Annotated in this window: 17 protein-coding genes; 12 read left to right on the plus strand and 5 right to left on the minus strand. The window is 40.2% G+C overall.

What is annotated here, in order from left to right:
- Window positions 1–14: 14 nt before the first annotated feature.
- The 3 genes from lpdA (at window position 15) to lipA (ending at window position 4,049) form a co-directional block, all read left to right on the plus strand.
- Complete coding sequence (lpdA, locus tag LUCIF_RS00650; protein WP_122625938.1) at window positions 15–1,400, plus strand: dihydrolipoyl dehydrogenase; 1,386 nt, start codon at window positions 15–17, stop codon at window positions 1,398–1,400.
- A 219-nt stretch (window positions 1,401–1,619) separates the two neighbouring features.
- Window positions 1,620–2,999, plus strand: a complete 1,380-nt coding sequence (locus LUCIF_RS00655) for an MFS transporter (RefSeq protein ID WP_122625939.1) — start codon at window positions 1,620–1,622, stop codon at window positions 2,997–2,999.
- Window positions 3,000–3,176: 177 nt separating this feature from the next.
- On the plus strand, window positions 3,177–4,049 hold the full coding sequence (gene lipA, locus LUCIF_RS00660) for a lipoyl synthase (RefSeq protein WP_122625940.1): 873 nt from the start codon (window positions 3,177–3,179) through the stop codon (window positions 4,047–4,049).
- Here lipA and LUCIF_RS00665 read toward each other — a convergent pair.
- From LUCIF_RS00665 to LUCIF_RS00680, 4 genes are read right to left on the minus strand one after another with little or no spacing between them, the layout of a single operon-like run.
- Window positions 4,028–4,900, minus strand: a complete 873-nt coding sequence (locus LUCIF_RS00665) for a class II fructose-bisphosphate aldolase (protein WP_122625941.1) — start codon at window positions 4,898–4,900, stop codon at window positions 4,028–4,030. The genes lipA and LUCIF_RS00665 overlap by 22 nt on opposite strands.
- A gap of 1 nt (window position 4,901) precedes the next feature.
- Window positions 4,902–5,924, minus strand: coding sequence for an aldose 1-epimerase family protein (locus LUCIF_RS00670; RefSeq protein WP_122625942.1), 1,023 nt, complete (start codon window positions 5,922–5,924; stop codon window positions 4,902–4,904).
- Window positions 5,925–5,937: 13 nt separating this feature from the next.
- The gene (locus LUCIF_RS00675; RefSeq protein ID WP_122625943.1) at window positions 5,938–7,341 is read right to left on the minus strand and encodes an L-fucose/L-arabinose isomerase family protein; all 1,404 of its coding nucleotides are present in this window, start codon (window positions 7,339–7,341) and stop codon (window positions 5,938–5,940) included.
- Window positions 7,342–8,850 (minus strand): FGGY-family carbohydrate kinase, encoded by a 1,509-nt coding sequence (locus LUCIF_RS00680; protein WP_122625944.1) that lies wholly within the window; start codon window positions 8,848–8,850, stop codon window positions 7,342–7,344.
- Between the two features lie 119 nt (window positions 8,851–8,969).
- Here LUCIF_RS00680 and LUCIF_RS00685 point away from each other — a divergent pair, with 119 nt between their 5' ends.
- A complete protein-coding gene (locus LUCIF_RS00685) occupies window positions 8,970–9,812 on the plus strand; it encodes a PocR ligand-binding domain-containing protein (RefSeq protein ID WP_122625945.1) in 843 nt (280 codons plus the stop codon).
- A gap of 23 nt (window positions 9,813–9,835) precedes the next feature.
- Here LUCIF_RS00685 and LUCIF_RS00690 read toward each other — a convergent pair whose 3' ends face one another.
- On the minus strand, window positions 9,836–10,774 hold the full coding sequence (locus LUCIF_RS00690) for an AraC family transcriptional regulator (RefSeq protein ID WP_122625946.1): 939 nt from the start codon (window positions 10,772–10,774) through the stop codon (window positions 9,836–9,838).
- Window positions 10,775–11,049: 275 nt separating this feature from the next.
- Here LUCIF_RS00690 and LUCIF_RS00695 point away from each other — a divergent pair, with 275 nt between their 5' ends.
- The 8 genes from LUCIF_RS00695 (at window position 11,050) to fliB (ending at window position 18,562) form a co-directional block, all read left to right on the plus strand.
- Window positions 11,050–12,081 carry a TIM barrel protein gene (locus tag LUCIF_RS00695; RefSeq protein ID WP_122625947.1) on the plus strand — a complete coding sequence of 344 codons (1,032 nt, stop codon included), beginning with the start codon at window positions 11,050–11,052 and terminating at the stop codon, window positions 12,079–12,081.
- Window positions 12,082–12,163: 82 nt separating this feature from the next.
- Window positions 12,164–13,165 (plus strand): carbohydrate kinase family protein, encoded by a 1,002-nt coding sequence (locus tag LUCIF_RS00700; protein WP_122625948.1) that lies wholly within the window; start codon window positions 12,164–12,166, stop codon window positions 13,163–13,165.
- Between the two features lie 19 nt (window positions 13,166–13,184).
- Window positions 13,185–14,030 (plus strand): class II fructose-bisphosphate aldolase, encoded by an 846-nt coding sequence (locus LUCIF_RS00705; RefSeq protein ID WP_122625949.1) that lies wholly within the window; start codon window positions 13,185–13,187, stop codon window positions 14,028–14,030.
- Window positions 14,031–14,380: 350 nt separating this feature from the next.
- Window positions 14,381–15,523 carry an aldo/keto reductase gene (locus tag LUCIF_RS00710; RefSeq protein WP_122625950.1) on the plus strand — a complete coding sequence of 381 codons (1,143 nt, stop codon included), beginning with the start codon at window positions 14,381–14,383 and terminating at the stop codon, window positions 15,521–15,523.
- Window positions 15,524–15,625: 102 nt separating this feature from the next.
- Complete coding sequence (locus tag LUCIF_RS00715) at window positions 15,626–16,375, plus strand: carboxymuconolactone decarboxylase family protein (protein ID WP_122625951.1); 750 nt, start codon at window positions 15,626–15,628, stop codon at window positions 16,373–16,375.
- Window positions 16,376–16,388: 13 nt separating this feature from the next.
- Window positions 16,389–16,793, plus strand: coding sequence for a cupin domain-containing protein (locus LUCIF_RS00720; protein WP_122626004.1), 405 nt, complete (start codon window positions 16,389–16,391; stop codon window positions 16,791–16,793).
- Window positions 16,794–16,828: 35 nt separating this feature from the next.
- Entirely contained in the window at window positions 16,829–17,035 is a 207-nt protein-coding gene (locus LUCIF_RS00725; protein ID WP_122625952.1) for a hypothetical protein, read from the plus strand.
- A 261-nt stretch (window positions 17,036–17,296) separates the two neighbouring features.
- On the plus strand, window positions 17,297–18,562 hold the full coding sequence (gene fliB, locus LUCIF_RS00730) for a flagellin lysine-N-methylase (protein WP_122625953.1): 1,266 nt from the start codon (window positions 17,297–17,299) through the stop codon (window positions 18,560–18,562).
- The last annotated feature ends 84 nt before the right edge of the window (window positions 18,563–18,646 follow it).

Below are 18,646 nucleotides of genomic sequence, written 5' to 3' on the forward strand. Positions count from 1 at the left end.
AGGAGTGTAATGAATTGCAACACTTTCAAGTCGTATTCTTAGGCGGGGGTCCTGGCGGATATGTTGGCGCACTGCGGGCCGCACAATTGGGACTTTCTGTTGCTCTTATAGAAGAGTTTCGTGTAGGTGGAACTTGCCTGAACCGTGGCTGTATTCCAACGAAGACTTTATTGAAGAGCGCTGAATTATGGAATGAAGTCAAGAAAGCCAAGGAATTTGGCATTCATTTAGGCGAGATTTCCTTTGACTACGCTGCGGTAATGGAACGTAAAGAGACAGTTGTTAACAATTTGGTTATCGGGATTGAACAACTGTTAAAGGCAGCAAACGTGGCCGTGTTCAGAGGCGCGGGCACAATTTGTGAACCTAGCCGCCTGGAAGTCAAAACCGAAGAGGGTGTTGAAACAATAACCGCTGATAACGTTGTTTTGGCCACTGGATCTGTGCCGGCAAGGCCACCTATCCCCGGAAGTGATCTGCCTGGTGTAGTAACCAGCGACGAGCTTCTAAGCGAGAGCTCCTTGCCCGAAAGCCTGGTTGTTATCGGTGGGGGGATAATCGGCTTAGAAATTGCCTGCCTGTATCAGACTTTCGGGGTTAAAGTATCAATTATAGAAATGCTGCCGACTTTATTACCAAATATTGATGCGGAAATAGTGAAACGGCTTGTACCGCTATTAAAGCGTAGCGGTATTGACATTTACACAAAAACTGTGGTCAAAAAGATAATTAAAGAACAATCACTTGCTATAGTAGTAGAGGAAAGTAACGGCGCTATTAAAGAGATTCCGGCTGAGCGGGTTCTGATTGCCACCGGTCGCAGACCTAATTTGCGTGGTATTGATGTTGAGGTGCTTGGACTTAAAACAGAACGTGGCGCAATTGTTGTTAACAACCAAATGCAAACTAGCATCCCCAATGTGTATGCGATCGGTGATGTTGTTGGCGGTATTATGCTTGCTCATGTTGCTTCGGAAGAAGGGATTGTTGCTGCCGAAAACATTGCGGGGTATAAGGCTGCAATGGATTATCGGGCAATCCCCAGCGTTGTTTTCGTATCGCCGGAAGTTGCAACGGTAGGAGTTAGTGAACAGCAGCTTAAAGCAGATGGTGTTCAGTACAAAGTTAGCAAGTTTCCGTTTTCCGCCATTGGCAAAGCGGTTGCGATGGGTGAGACCCTTGGTATTGTGAAGATTGTTGCCGATGAACAAGGTGTTATTCTTGGCGGGCATATCATGGGACCTCAGGCCGGCAACCTAATTCAGGAACTAACCGTAGCTGTAGAGAAAAGGCTTACTGCCGATGAGCTGGCAAGAATGGTTCATGCTCATCCTACCTTAGCAGAAACGGTTATGGAGGCTGCATATGGGATAAATGGAAAACCACTTCATATAAAATAGTTTAAGAAACTTAACAATAAAACGAAGATAGGGTTGTTTGGGTGTAAATTTTTTCGGTGAAATATTTATAATGTTCGCGTAATTATGACTCTAGTTCTATCTCTCTGCTAGAACGGAGGAGGGGGAATCACACTGATATATTTCTAACAGAGTGCGAGATATAAACCTAACCGGTAAGAAATTCTCAACTCAATAAAATTTGTTCGAGGAGGAGAAATTGTGGAATCTGGAATGACTAAACGTGATGAATTAGATGGAAAAATGACTTCAATGAGAAAACTTGCGGTGGTATTAATTGCTTTAGGTGAATTTGTTGATGGCTACGACCTATTAATAATTGCCAGTGCACTAATTATGCTTAAGCCGGCATTCAATTTAACAGCCAGCATGACTGGTTTGCTTGGTTCAATAGCTTTTATTGGAGCAACAGTAGGTTTAGTTATTTTTGGTGATCTTACTGACAGATTAGGAAGGCGTTGGGTTTATACTTTTAATTTGGGGTTTTTTGTTATATTTTCACTCCTTTCAGCATTTATCACGAATGTAACTGAACTTTTTGTTTTACGTTTTCTAATTGGAGTAGCGATTGGAGCAGACATTTCTGCAAGCATGGCTTTATTGGCAGAGATTTCTCCGAGCAGTAAACGCGGAGCATTGAGTGGGGCGCTACCTCAAATTTTTTGGACAATTGGAGCCATGGCATCGCAAATAGTAGCGATATTCTTATATATGAAGTTTGGTAATGAAGCATGGCGTTGGATGTTTGGGGTTTCTGTTCTTCCCGCTTTTCTTCTCTTAATCGGCCGCAGTTTTTTGCCTGAATCTCCACGCTGGTTAATTCTAAAGGGGAGAACAGAGGAAGCGATTCAGGCATTTGACAGACTTGGATTACCAGGAGAAGCATTGGTTCAATCTTATAGTAATATAAAAGAGGAAAAGAAGGCTTCCTATCTAGATCTATTTCGGCCTCCTTATACTCGGCAAGCGATACTTGCCTTTGTTATAGTTGGGTTTTCGCCCTTGTTTGCAGGCGCAAGCAGCGTGGTTGGACCGTATGTGTTTCGTTATGTCGGTGCACTGTCACCTATAGCTTCCCTTTTAAGCGGTACCATGATTTGGATTGGGGGGCTAATTGGAGCGATTATTGCGTTTTTCACTGTGGATAAAATTGGGCGTATTCCATCAACAATTATAGCATGTCTGGGGTCCTTCCTATGCTCGGTTATGTTAGCATATTCGATTAACATACCGTTGATATTTGTTACTACATTTATAGTTTTAGCCGTGTTTACTTGGTTCGGTGCATCTTCATTCTGGTTGTTTCCGACGGAATTACTGCCGACACATTTACGAGGAAGAGCGCAAGGATTTGGTAATGGGATAGCGCGATTAGTTGTAGCTGCAACAGCTGTTTTAGTAACATATGGGACAGCACATTTCGGTTTTAAAACTACAATCATTGCACTAGGCTCAACAGCTATTCCTATTTGCCTATATGCATTAACGTGTACCCAATTCGAGGCTAAAAATAAAGATCTGGAAGAGGTTAGTTTAGATACAAATTCGTATGTAAATGAAAAGAAGATTTCTCGAAATTAGATTTAATATTTTTCGCAATTGGGGATTTTGTTTCAGGTAGGGTTAATCTGATTCCGAAAATATCGATTATAACGGCAGCAATGTTTTTCATGTATCTTTATCTTTGTGGATGTTACGGTATGCGTGCTGCCGTTATAGTCGGTTAAGGTTTAGCGGTACTGGAGGCTGTAAGGGAAAATGGCATATTTAAGAAAGCCCGATTGGTTAAGGATGGAATTAGGAGAAAGAAAATTTTTTAGTAATGTGAACCGTGTATTAGATAGATACTCGTTGAACACGATTTGTAATGAAGCAGACTGTCCGAACAAAGGGGAATGTTTTAATAAAGGTACTGCAACTTTTTTAATTATGGGTAAAAATTGTACAAGAAATTGTCGCTTTTGCAAAGTTACAAAAATACTATCGCCTGAAGAGTTAAATCCTATGGAACCCTTAAATATTGCCAATGCCATCAAAGAAATGAAATTAAAACATACAGTGATCACCTCAGTAACCAGAGATGACATTCCGGATGGTGGAGCAGAGCATTTTGTAAACACTATATTAGAAATTAAAAAGCTTTGCCCAGACGTAGTTATTGAAGTGCTTATACCTGACTTTAGTGGTGATCATAAGGCCTTGAGTAAGGTAGTCAATGCAGCCCCTGACATAATTAGTCATAATGTTGAAACAGTGCCTAGTCTTTACTCCACAGTGAGACCAATGAGCCTGTTTGAACGTTCGGTTAAATTATTAGGGAGAGTAAAAAAAATTAATAGTAACATATTTACGAAGTCTGGATTTATGGTCGGGCTTGGCGAGAAAGAAGAAGAGATTGTCGATTTATTATGCGTTTTACGAAACGTAGATTGTGACATCGTTACTATCGGACAGTATCTTCAGCCCTCAATAAAGCATTATAATGTGAAAGAATATGTTCATCCGCTTCAATTTCAAAAGTATGCAGAAATTGCCAGAAATCTAGGCTTTAAATATGTGGCCAGTGGTCCATTGATTAGAAGTTCCTATCATGCTGAAGATGGGTTTAACTATTTAAAAAGCGGTATATGAGATTTGGCAAAAACCTCCATTGCCGATTTAACATTATTTTTCATCGCTTCACAGCCCCAGATTGCAATATTATGGTAAAATGCAATCTCATTAGAGTGTTCAAGAAGCTTAGTTTTAACTGTTTCACCACCGGCTTTAGACATATAGGTATAATAATTTATTTTTCTTATACCTTTTTCGATCGCAACCAGATAGTCTTCATCACTGACACCCGAGCCGCCATGCATAACTAAAGGTATATTTACCTTTTCTTTGATTTTTCCTAATAAATTCATATCTAATTTAGGCTTCTTCAGATAGATGCCATGTGCAGTGCCAAAAGAACAAGCCAACGCGTTTACCCTTGTTTCCTGTACAAATCGAAACGCCGTATCGGGATCTGTATAAATATCTTTTGCATCCTCTGGAAGTTCACTGCTGTTCCCGGTTTCTCGTCTGCCCAGAACACCGATTTCTCCTTCTACAGATACGCCTGCTTTCGAAGCCATGCCTACAACAATTCGGCTATTTGCCGCATTTTCTTGATAAGGCAGTTGAGAACCGTCATACATAACAGAGGTAAACCCCAGAGAGATTGCTTTATTAATCAATGCCAGATCGCTGCCATGATCAAGATGTACACACACCGGCACACTGGCATTGCGAGCTAATTCGAGCATAATTGGACCAATAATTGACAATGGAATTAACTCTTCGTGGACCTGTGCATGCATAATAATAACCGGTGTCTTAAGCTCCTCGGCAGCGTCAATAACGGCCAATATACTTTCCAGATTGGGGGTGTTAAACGAACCGATTGCACATTTTTTTGCTTCCGCAATGCCAAGAATATCTGATAAATTTACCAACATTTTATTTTCCTCCCTTATATTTATACTCATTTTCTATTATACGAAGGTTGACATGATAAGTAACTTCTTCACCTGGGCGAATAAATTTTAATTGTCCTTTTTTCCGCATTACATCACGACCGTCCGGTAAGCAATTACCCGGCTCTAATCCCATAACGTAGTCTCTGATGCCCATCATCTTCCATTGAGTAAAACAATCCAATTCTTGAGTATCAAAGTCAATGGCTAAACCCGCTTTGATGTTAGGGTTATAAATAGCTGCAAATGCTTTATTTGAATTCTTAGCAAAAGAATGATAGTAGCATTGTTCTTCAAAATCTGCTTGCGGCGGTAATACTTGATTCCATATTGCAATATCTTTTTCAGCATGTTCGTTTCTTGGCAACACCGAATCGGAAGGAATAAATAACCGGGCCTGTTCGGCTAACAACGGGTACCCGATATTAAAATGATAAAGAATCATTAACGGAGATGGTTTGCAGCCGTTATTTTTTACTATGTCAGTTATTTTAATTTCATTCACCGCAGTACTACAGCGAATTTCCCGTCTTAACTCTAATTTTTCAGCAAATATCTTTGCTTGTCTGATGGTAGCCCGTAAGACAAGTTCGGGAATTTGGTTTTCCCGGTCAATATAATAATATGCTTCTTCGGAAGGTATATTGCTGATTTCACCATGCAGCGGCAATTCCTCCCCCTCATCAACACAGGGACTGCCGACTGCCGTTAATCCGCAAGTTGTTAAAAATCCAGCAGTAAATGATTTCAAAAACCCGGCCTTGTTATCATCATAATACTGTGGCCCAACGTAGCCGCACGGTGCAAAATAACCCAAGTTATTTCCTTTAAAGCTCATTCTTGATATGTCAGCACAGCGGTCCAATGAAATTGTGAATTCTAATCCTTTACCATTTTTAGCCTGAAGCAGGCGCATTCCGTCGCCGCGGCCACCACACAACCGGTGTTCTTCAAAACCGAACAACTGCGAGTCATGACCGAGATAGCTATGTAAATAATCTGCCATGTTCCTCATCCCATCACTGCAAAATTTTTAGATTATATCCCAGATAGGTTGTAAACGCATCTTCGATTGCCACTAAATAATCGCCGGGAGTAGTTGTAACATGATGCCGGTAGCCGTTTTTCCCTATATAAATTAACTTTTCTTGCAGATTCTTAATCTTGACTACACCGCCACAGCCAAAATATTCCTGCTCAATGGGCTCACCGGTAAATTCTCCTTTACCGGCATAAAAATACATTTGACCGTTATCTGTTCTCATACTGGCGTAAGTCATTGGTGTTGCCGCAATTCTACCTTCATTAACACCCCAGCCATAATCGGAACCGTTGCCTTTCGCAAACATCTTGTGGATACCAACCGTTCCCTTTCCGTCCATGAGAGTTTGCGCAACCGGCCCACAGTGAAACAGAATACACCTATCAGGATCATCACCATAGTTGTTATTCCAATCCAGACAAGCTGCCGGCAATTGAGAGGCCGCACTAAGCGCACGCATAGCGACTGCATTACAAATGTCCATTTCGCAAGAAGCTGCAATTCCTCTGTCATTTAATTCGCTTAAAAGTACACACGGAGCTATCCCAAACTCTTGATGCATCTCATTCCAGCAGCGAATCGATACTGCATCCAACTGATACTCACCAATCATATCGTCAATAGCTACCGCCATTTTTGACAACACATTCATTTTATCCACCGGTACTTTGGTAAAGTTGCAATATTGATATAAGACTTCTTGTTTCATCGCTATTTCTTTACGGCTGTCACTCATTTTTCTTATCCTGGCGAATAATTCACTCAGGTCATAGGATTCCATCGTAATTCCTGCTTTTTGCATCGCTAATTCGTCAAACCGCACGGTTTTAAATGCCGTTGTACGCGCTCCAATCCCACCAATCGTAAAACGTCGCATACTTTTCACGATTCTACAGACCGCTGCGAAATCACGCAGATTTTGGGCAAATGCATCGGAGAGAGGATGAACTACATGGAGCGGGTAGACGGAGAAAGGAATATTGTATTGGCAGAACATATCTTCCATACTAAACTTACCGCAGTAGGAATCCCGGCGCGACGCAAAATCCATTTTTCCGATTTCGTCCGGATAAGCTTGAATCAGTATGGGAACACCGGCATCTCTCATAGCAGGGACAGCACCGTTTTCATCGCCAAAATTGGGCAAACAGAGAATAATCCCATCATAGGTCCCTTCATGTTGTTTGAGCCAAGCAGCATATTTTCTACCTTCTTCTGCTGTTTCAATCGCTCCATTCCGTGTTTCATTTGGTTCCATAGCAATATATTCAAACCCCGCCTTAGTGACCGCATCCGTCATTTCTTTTCTGGCCCCGGCGATTAATGTTTCCGGGAAAAATCCCCGGTTAGCAAAATACAATGCAAATACTTGTTTTTTCATTTAAAGTTCCTCCTCCAATTCAGCCGTTATCTTACGAATAGCCGTATACATCTTTTTATATTTTTGATAAAGTTCCCTATACACTTTATGTCTTTCTTGACAGGGGATAAATGTCTTCGTTTCACGAACAAATAGTCTTGCTGCCGCTTTCAAATCTTTATAAATGCCGCAAGCCGTACCGGCTAACATGATGCAGCCCAAAGTTCCCGCTTCTTTTGCTTCCATTGCAGTAATTGGGATATTTAATATATCTGCTTTCAGCTGCAGCCACTCTTGAGAACTTGCCCCGCCTCCGGTTGCCAGCAATCGTTGAATTTCAATGCCGGCTTTCCGCAGCCACTCGATATTTACCAACATTTCAAAAGCGACTGCTTCCATAAGTCCCTGGTATATATCTTCTGAAGTCGTTTCCAGCGATAAACCAACGATAGCACCTGTGGCTTTTGGATCCATATAAGGGGTTGCCGCACCTGCAAAATAGGGTAGGATAAGTATCCCGGACGGTTTTTCTTTTACCTTCCGGTTGAAAGACTCATAAGGATTTTCTCCTCGCGTAATAGCAGCCGCTGCTTCCGCCTTTGCAAGATTATCCCGGTACCATTTTAGCAATGCACCTCCGGTAAACGAAAATGCATAACAAACATAACTACCTTGTTGCGCATGGGGAACAACGGCGTAGTTTCCTTCGAATAAAAATCGATTCTTGGGAAGGGTATTCAACACAGGAGTAATACATTCTACGGTTCCGGCGCCATCTACAGCCACTCCTTTTTCCAGTGCACCGACTCCAATTGCGGCGGCTACTTGGTCATGACAACCGGAAACAATCGTTATGTAATTACTCAACCCCAACTTTTCGGCCCATTCTCGCTTGATTAAAGCTGCTCGGGTTCCCGAAGGAACTACTTCGGAAAATAAATTCTTATCAATACCTGCCTTTGAGAGAATTTCGTCACTCCACTGCAATGCATTGATATCAAAAGCCATGGTTCTTGATGCCAGGGAATAATCAATTTGCGTTTTTCCCGTCAGCATATAGACGATGTAATCTTCGAATAAAACAATTCTTTTTACCTGTTCAAATATTTCCGGGCGATTTTTTTTTACCCACATAAGTTTAGGCAGGGTATACATAGGATGTGGTTTTACGCCGGTGATTCCGCCAATTCGTTTTGCGCCTAATAACCCGCATAATTCCTTACATTCTTTTTCCCCTCTTGTGTCGGTATACAGCATCGAGTTGATAAGGGGATGATCAAACTCATCCAATAAAACTGCTGTTTCTCCAAATGACGTGACTCCGATTGCCTGTAACGCACCGCACTTTGGCGCAATATCCGACAACACTTTTTGTACGCTATCCCAGACTACTAACGGATCTAATTCATGCTCGCCGGCATTCCGGCTCAAATCATATTCTTGATACGACTGAGCCAAAAAGACACCCGCTTCATCATAGACGGTACATTTGCACCCGGTTGTTCCAATATCTATTCCGCCAATTGACACTTTTTCGATCTCCCTTCCTTGTATTTCTTTAAGTACTTGCTTTCATTATAAAAATTTGTTCGATATACTAATAGTAAGAATAGTTTTAAAAATAGTGAATTTGTTTTAATGGGGGACAAATGTTATCTAAATTTGATATTCCCAAACTGGAAGAATTATTGGCTGACTTTTATACATTGACCCAAGTGCGGATTGTAGTTTTTGACGATAATTTTATTGAAATTGCATCCTATCCATCGAATCCATGTAGTTTTTGTAAGATCATACGTAAAGATAAGCTTGCAAATCGCCATTGCGTAAATTCGGATGAATATGCCTGCAAGCAATGCAAAATAACAGGAAAGCCGCTCATTTATCAATGTCATGCCGGATTAACGGAAACGGTCACTCCAATCAAACATGATCATATGATCATCGGCTATATGATGTTTGGTCAAATTATTGCATCAGAAAATAAAAGCGACTATTGGAAAGTTATTTATGATCAATGTAAAAACTATCATTTGGATATGAAGGAATTAGAAGAAGCCTATAAGCAAAATAAGTACATTAACATACATCAGATAAAGTCGGCTGCAAAAATTTTGGAAACCTGCGCGGCTTATGTTTGGTTGTCTAAGCTTGTTGCGTTAGATGAGGACAACTTAGCTAAGCAACTGGAAGAATATATAAATACCCATATTTGTGAACCAATAACGGCGCACCAAATTTGCAAAGCACTAAAAGTCAGTAAAAACCGGTTATATAAAATAGCCGGACATAGTTATGCTGCAGGAATTGCAGAACATATACGAACGAGACGGATTGAAATTGCCAAAGAACTATTAAAAAAAGACCGACAGGCAATTGCAGAGATTGCAATTCAAGTCGGTCTGCCAGATTATAATTATTTCTCTAAACTTTTTAAAAAATATACCGGATATACACCTCGACAATATCGAAAGAAAAATATTGAAGAATAGTTAAACGGGGATAGGGTCTCGGATTACGTACTAATCTCTAAATTTTTTATTATCGCTTCGATCGCTTGGCCATTATGGATGATTTCCTTTTGTACTTTATCCGGGTTATCAACCAATACATCATCCGGATTTTTATAAAGTTTTTTATATTCAGCAGGAGTACAGCCGAATTCTTTAAGAAACAATTTATTTAAATACCTGTAGTCGGAAAAGCCGCATTCAATACTAATGTCTAAACACTTTCGATTCGTACCAAGCAGTAACCCTACCGCTTTTTCCAGGCGAACTTTATTTAAATACTCTTGAAAAGATATTCCCAAATGTTTTTTAACAAAACGGGATAGATAGAACATATCAAGATTTTCTTTTTCGGCTAGTTCCTTAAGCGATAATTTATGCATATAGTTTAGTTTTACATATAAAATAATACGATTTAATCGGTCAAGATTCTTTTGCAGCGAAGTTTGTTCTTTTTCTGTTGCATCTTCATAATCAAGATTTTCAACCAAACAGCAAATAACTAAATGAAGAGTGCTCATCAATTTTAATGTGTACCATTTTTCCTTCAGGTAACAATCCTTAACAATTTGCAAAAAGTAGCGTTTGAGCTGGGTCCAACATTTTAAATTGTTTTTATCAGTAATATATTGACTTCTGAAATATATTTGCTGGAGCTGTGGAAAATATGTCTTGCAAAATTTAGGATCAAATTGAATAGCCAAAATTGTGTTAGTCTCATTTGTTTTAGTAAGGCTATGAACTTCGTTTGAGTTCAACAAAAAAATATCATTCTTTAATAATTTGAATTTTTGGTTTTTTGTTTCTAGTGTTACAGAGCCATCAACAACTAATAATATTTCAATATCATTATGCCAATGATATAACCTATGTATCATGCTGACAAAGAAAAATTTAAAGGAAGTAGCTTCTATATGTCTTATAAATTCGTATTCATAGTTCATAACTTGACCTCAATATTGCTATAAAATTACTTATAAAAAAGCAAAATGATCCTATATCGGATTGTTTATCATAATATAAACTTATATTCAGTATAAGACAGTATTTCAGCAAGATCTACTGTTTTTTGTTGTTTTTAAGATTGTAAAAATGCACAAAGTTATCGTATAAAAGTGGCAAACTTATACGGTATTTTAAAAGGTATCGATGCTACAATGAATTCAGGTGCACATCTAAATCGAAGAATAGCATATTTATTAAATGGGGAGGAATTGAAATGTCAAGATTTAAATTTTCGGTAGGTCCATGGAATGTACATAGCGGAGCCGATGCGTATGGTCCTGCAGTTAGAAACGAAATTTCTCTCGGAGAAAAATTCAAAAAATTTAGTGAACTTGGATTTTCAGCGATTCAGTTTCATGATGATGATGCAGTCCCCAATATCAATGATTTATCCGAGAATGAGATTAAAGCTGAGGCTGGAAAAGTTAAACAACTGCTAAATAAATACAACCTTGCTGCTGAATTTGTAGCACCAAGATTGTGGATGGATCCGCATACAACCGATGGCGGTTATACCTCTAACAGTAAAGAAGACCGTGAATTTGCTATCTGGCGTTCCCTTAGAAGTATTGATATTGCCAAAGAATTAGGCTGTGACAAAATTGTATTATGGCTGGCGCGGGAAGGTACATTATGTTCAGAAAGTAAAAGTGCAGTGGATGCAGTCAATCATTTAATCAGCGCCATTAACAGTATGCTAGACTATGATAAAGACATCAAAATATTGATTGAGCCTAAACCAAATGAGCCGGTTGACCGGTCTTTTTGCGGTACGATAGGCCATGTTATGGGTGTGTCCGCAGCTACAAAAGATCCTAAAAGAGTGGGTGGCTTGTTAGAGTCTGCTCACGCGATTTTAGCAGGGCTTGATCCGGCTAATGAAGTTGGTTTTGGCTTGGCTATGGGGAAATTATGGAGTGTTCACTTAAATGACCAGAATGGCATGAAATTTGACCAGGATAAATCCTTCGGTGTAGAAAACCTCCGGCAAGCATTTAATCAAATAAAGATTTTGATGGAAAACAATTATGGTGCAAATGGAGAATACATTGGTTTGGATGTTAAAGCAATGAGAACTACGAGAGATGCAGACAGCTATAAGCATCTGGAGAACAGCTTAAGGATTGCAAAAATGCTGGAAGCAAAGGTGGAAAAATACGATTATCAATTCCAGAAACAATGTATGGAAAACAGAGATTACGAAGCTCTTGAAATGTATGTACTAGAACTTTTAATGCAGGGATAAACATAATTTTATCAAGGCTATAACGAATCTGTTATAGCCTTATTCTTCAAAATAAAGAAATAATTTTAGGGAAGGATGAACTATGAGAAAAGGAATTGCAGTTGCCGGCAATATGGTTGTTGATACCATTTATCCCATAGAACATTATCCGAAAAGCGGCGATCTTACTTCCATTGAAGATAATATTACAAAGGCTACAGGAGGTGCGGTTTGTAATGTTATCATTGACTTGGCAAAATTGGACGAAACGTTACCGTTAACTGCTTTGGGTGTAATTGGGAATGATGATAACGGAAGATTTATCGAAGAAAATTTATCAAACTATAAGCATATTGATTTATCGCAAATTGCCCATGACGGTACAACCTCTTTTACCGTGGTTATGAGCGATAAAACCAGTAAACAGCGGACTTTTTTTCATTATCGCGGCGCCAATGCCAATTTTGCAGAGAAACATATTGACTTAGACCATTTAGATATTGATCTTCTTCATATAGGCTATATTTTATTATTAGATGAGCTTGACAAGCCGGATAAGGAATACGGAACTAAAATGGCGCGGCTCTTGGCGTCGGCGCAACGTAGAGGAATAAAAACATCCATAGATGTAGTAAGTGGTTCAGAAGAATTCTTTAAAACAATTGTTCCTCCATCCTTAAAACATACAAACTATTGCATTATCAATGAAATAGAAGCCGAAAGAACAACAGGTATTACCTTGCGGGACGGCAGTGGAATGATAGACGAAAATATTGCCTTAGCTCTTACTGCGTTAAAAAATATGGGAGTTTTAGAATGGGTTGTTATCCACGCGCCGGAGGGAGGATATGGATTGAATTGCCAAACAGGTGAAATCGTTTTGAAGCAAAGCCTATGTTTGCCGGAAGGATATATAAAAGGAGCGAATGGCGCCGGGGATGCTTTTTGTTCCGGTGTCCTTTATGGAGCTTACTTTGAAAAATCATTGTCAGAAGCAATCGAAGTGGGTATTGCCTGTGCTGCTTGTTCGTTATCTGAACCGGGAGCATCGGAAGGTATGCGAAATTATGGTGAAGTAATGCAATTGTATGAAAAAATGAAATAATGGAGAGGAGAGGTTATCAATGCTTGTTACATTAAATGACGTTTTAATAGACGCGCAAAAAAACAAATATGCGGTGGGACTTTTTAATACTGTGAACTTGGAAATGGCCAAAGGCGTTCTTGCTGCCGCTGAAGAAACAAGATCCCCGGTTATTATCGGAACGGCTGAAGTATTGCTTCCCTATGCGGGGTTGGAGGACTTATCTTATTTTCTGGTGCCAATGGCTAAGAAAGCAAAGGTTCCTGTAGTGCTGCATTTCGATCACGGTTTAACGCCGGAACTGATCATTAAATCAATGAGTTTGGGCTTTCGCTCTATTATGTATGATTGCTCCGTAAATACGTTGGAAGAAAACATTACAAAATGTAGAGAAATGGCAAAAATAGCTAAGATTTTCGGGGCTTCTATTGAGGCTGAATTAGGCCACGTCGGAGCAGCAGGCTCCGATGCCGCTGAAGCGGATGGTCATGACAGCATATATACGGATCCATTACAAGCTAAGGAATTTGTTGAATCTACCAATGTCGATGCTTTGGCTGTGGCTATTGGCACGGCTCATGGCGCATATAAAAGTAAACCCCAATTAGATTTGAAAAGGTTAAAGGAAATTGCCTCCACAATAAATACCCCGCTAGTATTGCATGGCGGATCTGGTCTATCTGATGAAGACTTTAAAAATTGTATTAATAATGGGATTGCTAAAGTAAATATTTTTACCGATATTAACTGCGCTGCGGCGAAAGCCGCTGCTGACGGCTATAAAAAGGGATGCGGAATGACAGATTTAATGGGAAATATAATAGACGAGATTAAAGAAGCCACAATGAAAAAAATGAATATATTTGGCTGTGTCCGAAAAGCCTGATAGTAAGCGTCTAACTTGAATCGGTTATAGACGAAGAATACAATAGGTTAAAATGACAGGTTGAATTTTTGAGACTGGTGCTGTTTACAAGCTACCGGTCTCATTCATTTTTAAGAGGAGTAATTATAATGCTTTGCCACTTCAGGATTGAAAATATTAATACGGCGTGATAAGGGGAATTTGGTGATATTTTTAAAATGTTGGGACTGGAGTTATGAAAATTTTTAAAAAGCCCTTGACCTTGAGTTAACTCCAGAGTGTAATATTGTTTCTGTAGACGGAGAAATGAGAAAAGTATTAACCATAAAAAACATTGATAAATGTTAAAAAATTAAAAGGGGAAGAGTAGCATGGAAAAAAAGTTGGGTTTTGGCTGTATGAGATTACCGCTTCTGAACAAAGAAGACCAAACGTCTTTCGACACAGATACATTGAACAAACTGGTAGATACGTTTTTAGAAAGAGGATTTACTTACTTTGATACAGCTTATACGTATCATGGATATCATGCTGAAGAAGCAATGCGTAAGGCCTTAGTAGAACGTCACCCCAGGGCTTCATTTCAATTAGCTACAAAATTGCCGCTGCGGGACTTCAAAGATAGTGCGGATATGGAACGCATCTTTAACGAGCAGCGCACGAACTGTGGGGTTGATTTTTTTGATTACTACTTGTTGCATAACATGGGCTCCAATGTTTATGAAAAGTGTCGCAAATATGGTGCGTTTGATTTTGTTGCGAAAAAGAAAGCAGCGGGGAAAATCAAAGTTGTTGGTATGTCTTTTCATGACATGCCGGAGCTATTAGATGAAATTTTATCAAAGTATGGCGATGGATTGGATTTCGTCCAATTGCAAATTAACTACATTGATTGGGAACAGCCAAATGTCCAATCCCGCCGTTGTTTGGAAATTGCCAACAAATACAATAAGCCGGTCATTGTTATGGAACCTTGCAAAGGTGGCACTCTTGTCAATGTACCCCAAGAAGCTGAAAAATTGATGAAAGCTTATAATCCTGCCGCTTCTACCGCAAGTTGGGCCCTTCGTTTTGCAGCCAGTCAGCAGGGAGTATTTCGCGTGTTGAGCGGAATGAACAGTATGGAACAGGTAGAGGATAATACTTCCTTCATGGCCAATTTTCTGCCTTTGAATGAAGAAGAAAATGCCATTATTGAAAAGGTTACTAAAATCATTAACGAAAAAACAGCCGTCCAGTGTACCGCCTGTGAATATTGTACGCATGGATGTCCCAAGAACATTCCTATACCTAAATATTTTGCATTATATAACAGCATTATGCGTACAACAGGTAGTTTCTCAAGTCAGATGGTATATTACAACAATATTGCTATTAATCATGGAAAAGCTAGTGAATGTATTGGCTGTAAACAGTGTGAGCGTGCTTGTCCGCAACATCTGCCCATTACTAAGTATTTGAATGATGTGGTAGAAAAGTTTGAAAAGAACAGCATGATCCCTATTAGAAAATGATTTATTGTTGATCTCTACGGCACCGGCGTAACGTGTACGGTTGCCCGTTTATGGGAAAAGCTACGCAAGGGCAGAAAGTTTAATTTTGGGAGGAATTTATCTATGGCAATCACAGAAAAGGCAAAGGCATATCACGAAAAACTGTTTCCCGGCTATGTGTCCGGCTTCCTCGTCACCGACCCGGAGTTTATCGAACGTTTTGACAACTTCGCCTTCGACGAGGTGGTAAACTGCGACGACTTGGACGACCGCACCCGTTTTATGGCGATTTTGGCGACGCTGCTGGGCTGTCAGGGAACGGACGAGTTCCGCGCCATGCTTCCTGCAGCCATGAACTTCGGGGTAACACCGGTGGAAATCAAGGAAATCGTCTATCAGGCGACAGCTTATCTAGGCATCGGACGAGTTTTTCCATTCCTGAAAATTACAAACGAGGTATTGGCTGAAAAAGGAATCTCTCTGCCGCTGGAAGGTCAGGCAACTACCACGACGGAAAATCGTCTGGAGGCGGGCAGTCAGGCGCAGGTGGATATTTTCGGTGAGAATATGCGGGAATTTTACAAATCCGGCCCCGGGGAGAGCCGCCACATCAATTACTGGCTGACGGATAACTGCTTTGGCGATTATTATACCCGCAAGGGGCTAAACTACAGGCAGCGGGAGATGATCACCTTCTGTTTCCTTGCGGCTCAGGGCGGCTGTGAACCGCAACTTACTAGTCATGCGGCGGCAAACATGAGAATCGGTAATGACAAGGCGTTTCTGATAAAAGTCATATCTCAGTGTCTCCCCTATATTGGCTATCCCCGAAGCTTGAATGCGCTCCGGTGTGTCAATGATGCCTGCAAATAAAGGCGGATTTAAAATGAACAAACAAAGAAGCGAACTTTTTAAGACAGGCGCTCCGCTGCCTGAAATGTTTTCCCAATACTTCATCGGCCAGGCTTATTTGCAGCCGCTGACGGATAAGGGTGGCCCTATTTTCAACGTGACTTTTGAGCCGGGCTGCCGTAACAACTGGCATATCCATCACAAGGGTGGGCAGATTTTGCTCTGTACCGAGGGGCGCGGCTGGTATCAGGCGTGGGGGGAGGAACCCCAAGAACTGCATCCCGGCGATGTGGTTAACATCCCGCCTGAGGTCAAACACTGGCATGGTGCGGCAAAAGATAGCTGGTTTGCCCATCTGGCGATGGAGATCCCCGCCGAGGGCGCTGCCAACGAATGGCTGGAACCGGTGGATGATGAAACATACGGCAAGCTGAAGTAATCAAGAGGTGCGCCCATGGACAGACCGTATATCATATGTATCATATGCCATATGATGACATCGCTATTGACTCGCGGGGCAAGCTTTGGCGGGATGACCGCGCTATTGTCGACACGGACGACGGTTATGATGGTGCGCACATCATCGAGGTATTGATACAGATCGTTTCCGACGCCTTTTTAACGCATTTGCGGAAAAAGGGCGTTTCCTATCTCTTCGACGGTAAAACTGAGCTGACATAAGAAGAAAACAGTTGTCTACGGAAAATCAGTTGATTGGCGGCCGAATTATCTTAGAACTCAAGTAGTTGCTATTTTACGTTAGACAAAGTAAATGTAAAACGGAGTGAATGTTCATTTCGATGGATGGATAATACAAATTAGGAGATCATAACGGAAAAGCACTTATGAGTTCCGTTTAATGTCTACGCTTATGAGAAACCAAAAGTTACAGTTTTTTAGAGATAATAAATCTAGAAAATATAGTTTAGAAGGAGTTTTTAAATGCTATCTTTCAATAATATATTAGAACCGCACTATTTTCAAAGCTTTCACTGTATCGCAGCCGAATGTCATGATAGCTGCTGTATTGGCTGGGATGTTGTTATTGATCAAATTACCTACGAGGCTTACCAAAAGTGTCAAGATACAATTCTAAAAGCGCTCTTTCGTGAACATATTTCAATTAATGACAAGTGTGTTGGGAATTCTACGTATGTCCCGTATGCTCTCGTAAAATTGAACCATCATATTTGTCCGTTCCTGACAGATGAAAGGCTTTGTATTATTCAAAGGACATTAGATGAGGAATCATTATCGATTACCTGTGCTACCTATCCGCGTACTTTCAATGATGTTGACGGGGTATTGGAACGGTCACTGTGTGTATCGTGCCCGGAAGCAGCCAGATTGGTACTTTTGAATAAAGAACCAATGCAATTTGACAGTAGTGAAAGCATGGTTACTGTTCGCAGTCCTCAAATACCTGTGTTAAATACATTATATGATGCTCATAATAAACCATATCGTTATTTTGGGAAGGTACGAGCCTTTATTATCGCTCTTTTGCAAGATAGAACATATCCATTGTGGCAACGCTTAATTATTCTCAGTACTTTCTGCAATAGGATTGATCAGGTGACGGCGGAAAAATACGAAAAAGATATTCCTTATCTTATTTCGTATTTTGCGGACAAAATTCGGGGGGGTGAATTCCGGGAGCCAATGGATAATGCCGCTACGAACTTAGAAATACAGTTACAAGCAATGAAGATACTGATTGATCATAGGTTACAAGGAGAATGTGTAACAACTCAGTTTCTTGATTGTATAAGAGAGTTTACGCAGGGACTTGGTTTTACCGAAGGTGCTTCGCTGGATGTTGCCGTTAAGAGGTATGAAGAAGTTTATAATGTCTATTATCATCCATTTATGAACAAACACGAATATATATTGGAAAATTACCTGGTAAATTACATGTTTAAGAACTTGTTCCCATTTGGTCCACAGAAAAGCATTATTTATGAACCCAAAAGCATTTATACGGAATATACCTTGTTGGTACTCCATTATTCCATGATAAAATCGCTGCTGATTGGTATGGCTGGTTATCATCGGCAAGATTTCAGCGCCGGACATGTGGTAAAGCTTATTCAAACATTCGCTAAAGCGATTGAGCACAATCTTCCTTATCTTAAACAAGCTGTGCAGTTTATTAATGCAAGCAATATGAATAATACAGGTGGCATGACCGTATTGTTGAAAAATTAACTATTTAGGGGTGCAGAATAGAAAAAGAAAAGGTGATTTAGTACCAATTTAAAAAGTACTAAATCACCTTTTATAATTACAAAA

Source organism: Allolucifera butyrica, from assembly GCF_900476375.1.
GTDB classification, from domain to species: domain Bacteria; phylum Bacillota; class Negativicutes; order Sporomusales; family UPPP01; genus Lucifera; species Lucifera butyrica.

Coding starts and splice junctions, on each gene's coding strand:
- lipA (WP_122625940.1), top strand. CDS start 3,177: ATGGCATATTTAAGAAAGCCCGATTGGTTAAGGATGGAATTAGGAGAA.
- LUCIF_RS00665 (WP_122625941.1), bottom strand. CDS start 4,900: ATGTTGGTAAATTTATCAGATATTCTTGGCATTGCGGAAGCAAAAAAA.
- LUCIF_RS00670 (WP_122625942.1), bottom strand. CDS start 5,924: ATGGCAGATTATTTACATAGCTATCTCGGTCATGACTCGCAGTTGTTC.
- LUCIF_RS00675 (WP_122625943.1), bottom strand. CDS start 7,341: ATGAAAAAACAAGTATTTGCATTGTATTTTGCTAACCGGGGATTTTTC.
- LUCIF_RS00685 (WP_122625945.1), top strand. CDS start 8,970: ATGTTATCTAAATTTGATATTCCCAAACTGGAAGAATTATTGGCTGAC.
- LUCIF_RS00690 (WP_122625946.1), bottom strand. CDS start 10,774: ATGAACTATGAATACGAATTTATAAGACATATAGAAGCTACTTCCTTT.
- LUCIF_RS00695 (WP_122625947.1), top strand. CDS start 11,050: ATGTCAAGATTTAAATTTTCGGTAGGTCCATGGAATGTACATAGCGGA.
- LUCIF_RS00700 (WP_122625948.1), top strand. CDS start 12,164: ATGAGAAAAGGAATTGCAGTTGCCGGCAATATGGTTGTTGATACCATT.
- LUCIF_RS00705 (WP_122625949.1), top strand. CDS start 13,185: ATGCTTGTTACATTAAATGACGTTTTAATAGACGCGCAAAAAAACAAA.
- LUCIF_RS00710 (WP_122625950.1), top strand. CDS start 14,381: ATGGAAAAAAAGTTGGGTTTTGGCTGTATGAGATTACCGCTTCTGAAC.
- LUCIF_RS00715 (WP_122625951.1), top strand. CDS start 15,626: ATGGCAATCACAGAAAAGGCAAAGGCATATCACGAAAAACTGTTTCCC.
- LUCIF_RS00720 (WP_122626004.1), top strand. CDS start 16,389: ATGAACAAACAAAGAAGCGAACTTTTTAAGACAGGCGCTCCGCTGCCT.
- LUCIF_RS00725 (WP_122625952.1), top strand. CDS start 16,829: ATGTATCATATGCCATATGATGACATCGCTATTGACTCGCGGGGCAAG.
- fliB (WP_122625953.1), top strand. CDS start 17,297: ATGCTATCTTTCAATAATATATTAGAACCGCACTATTTTCAAAGCTTT.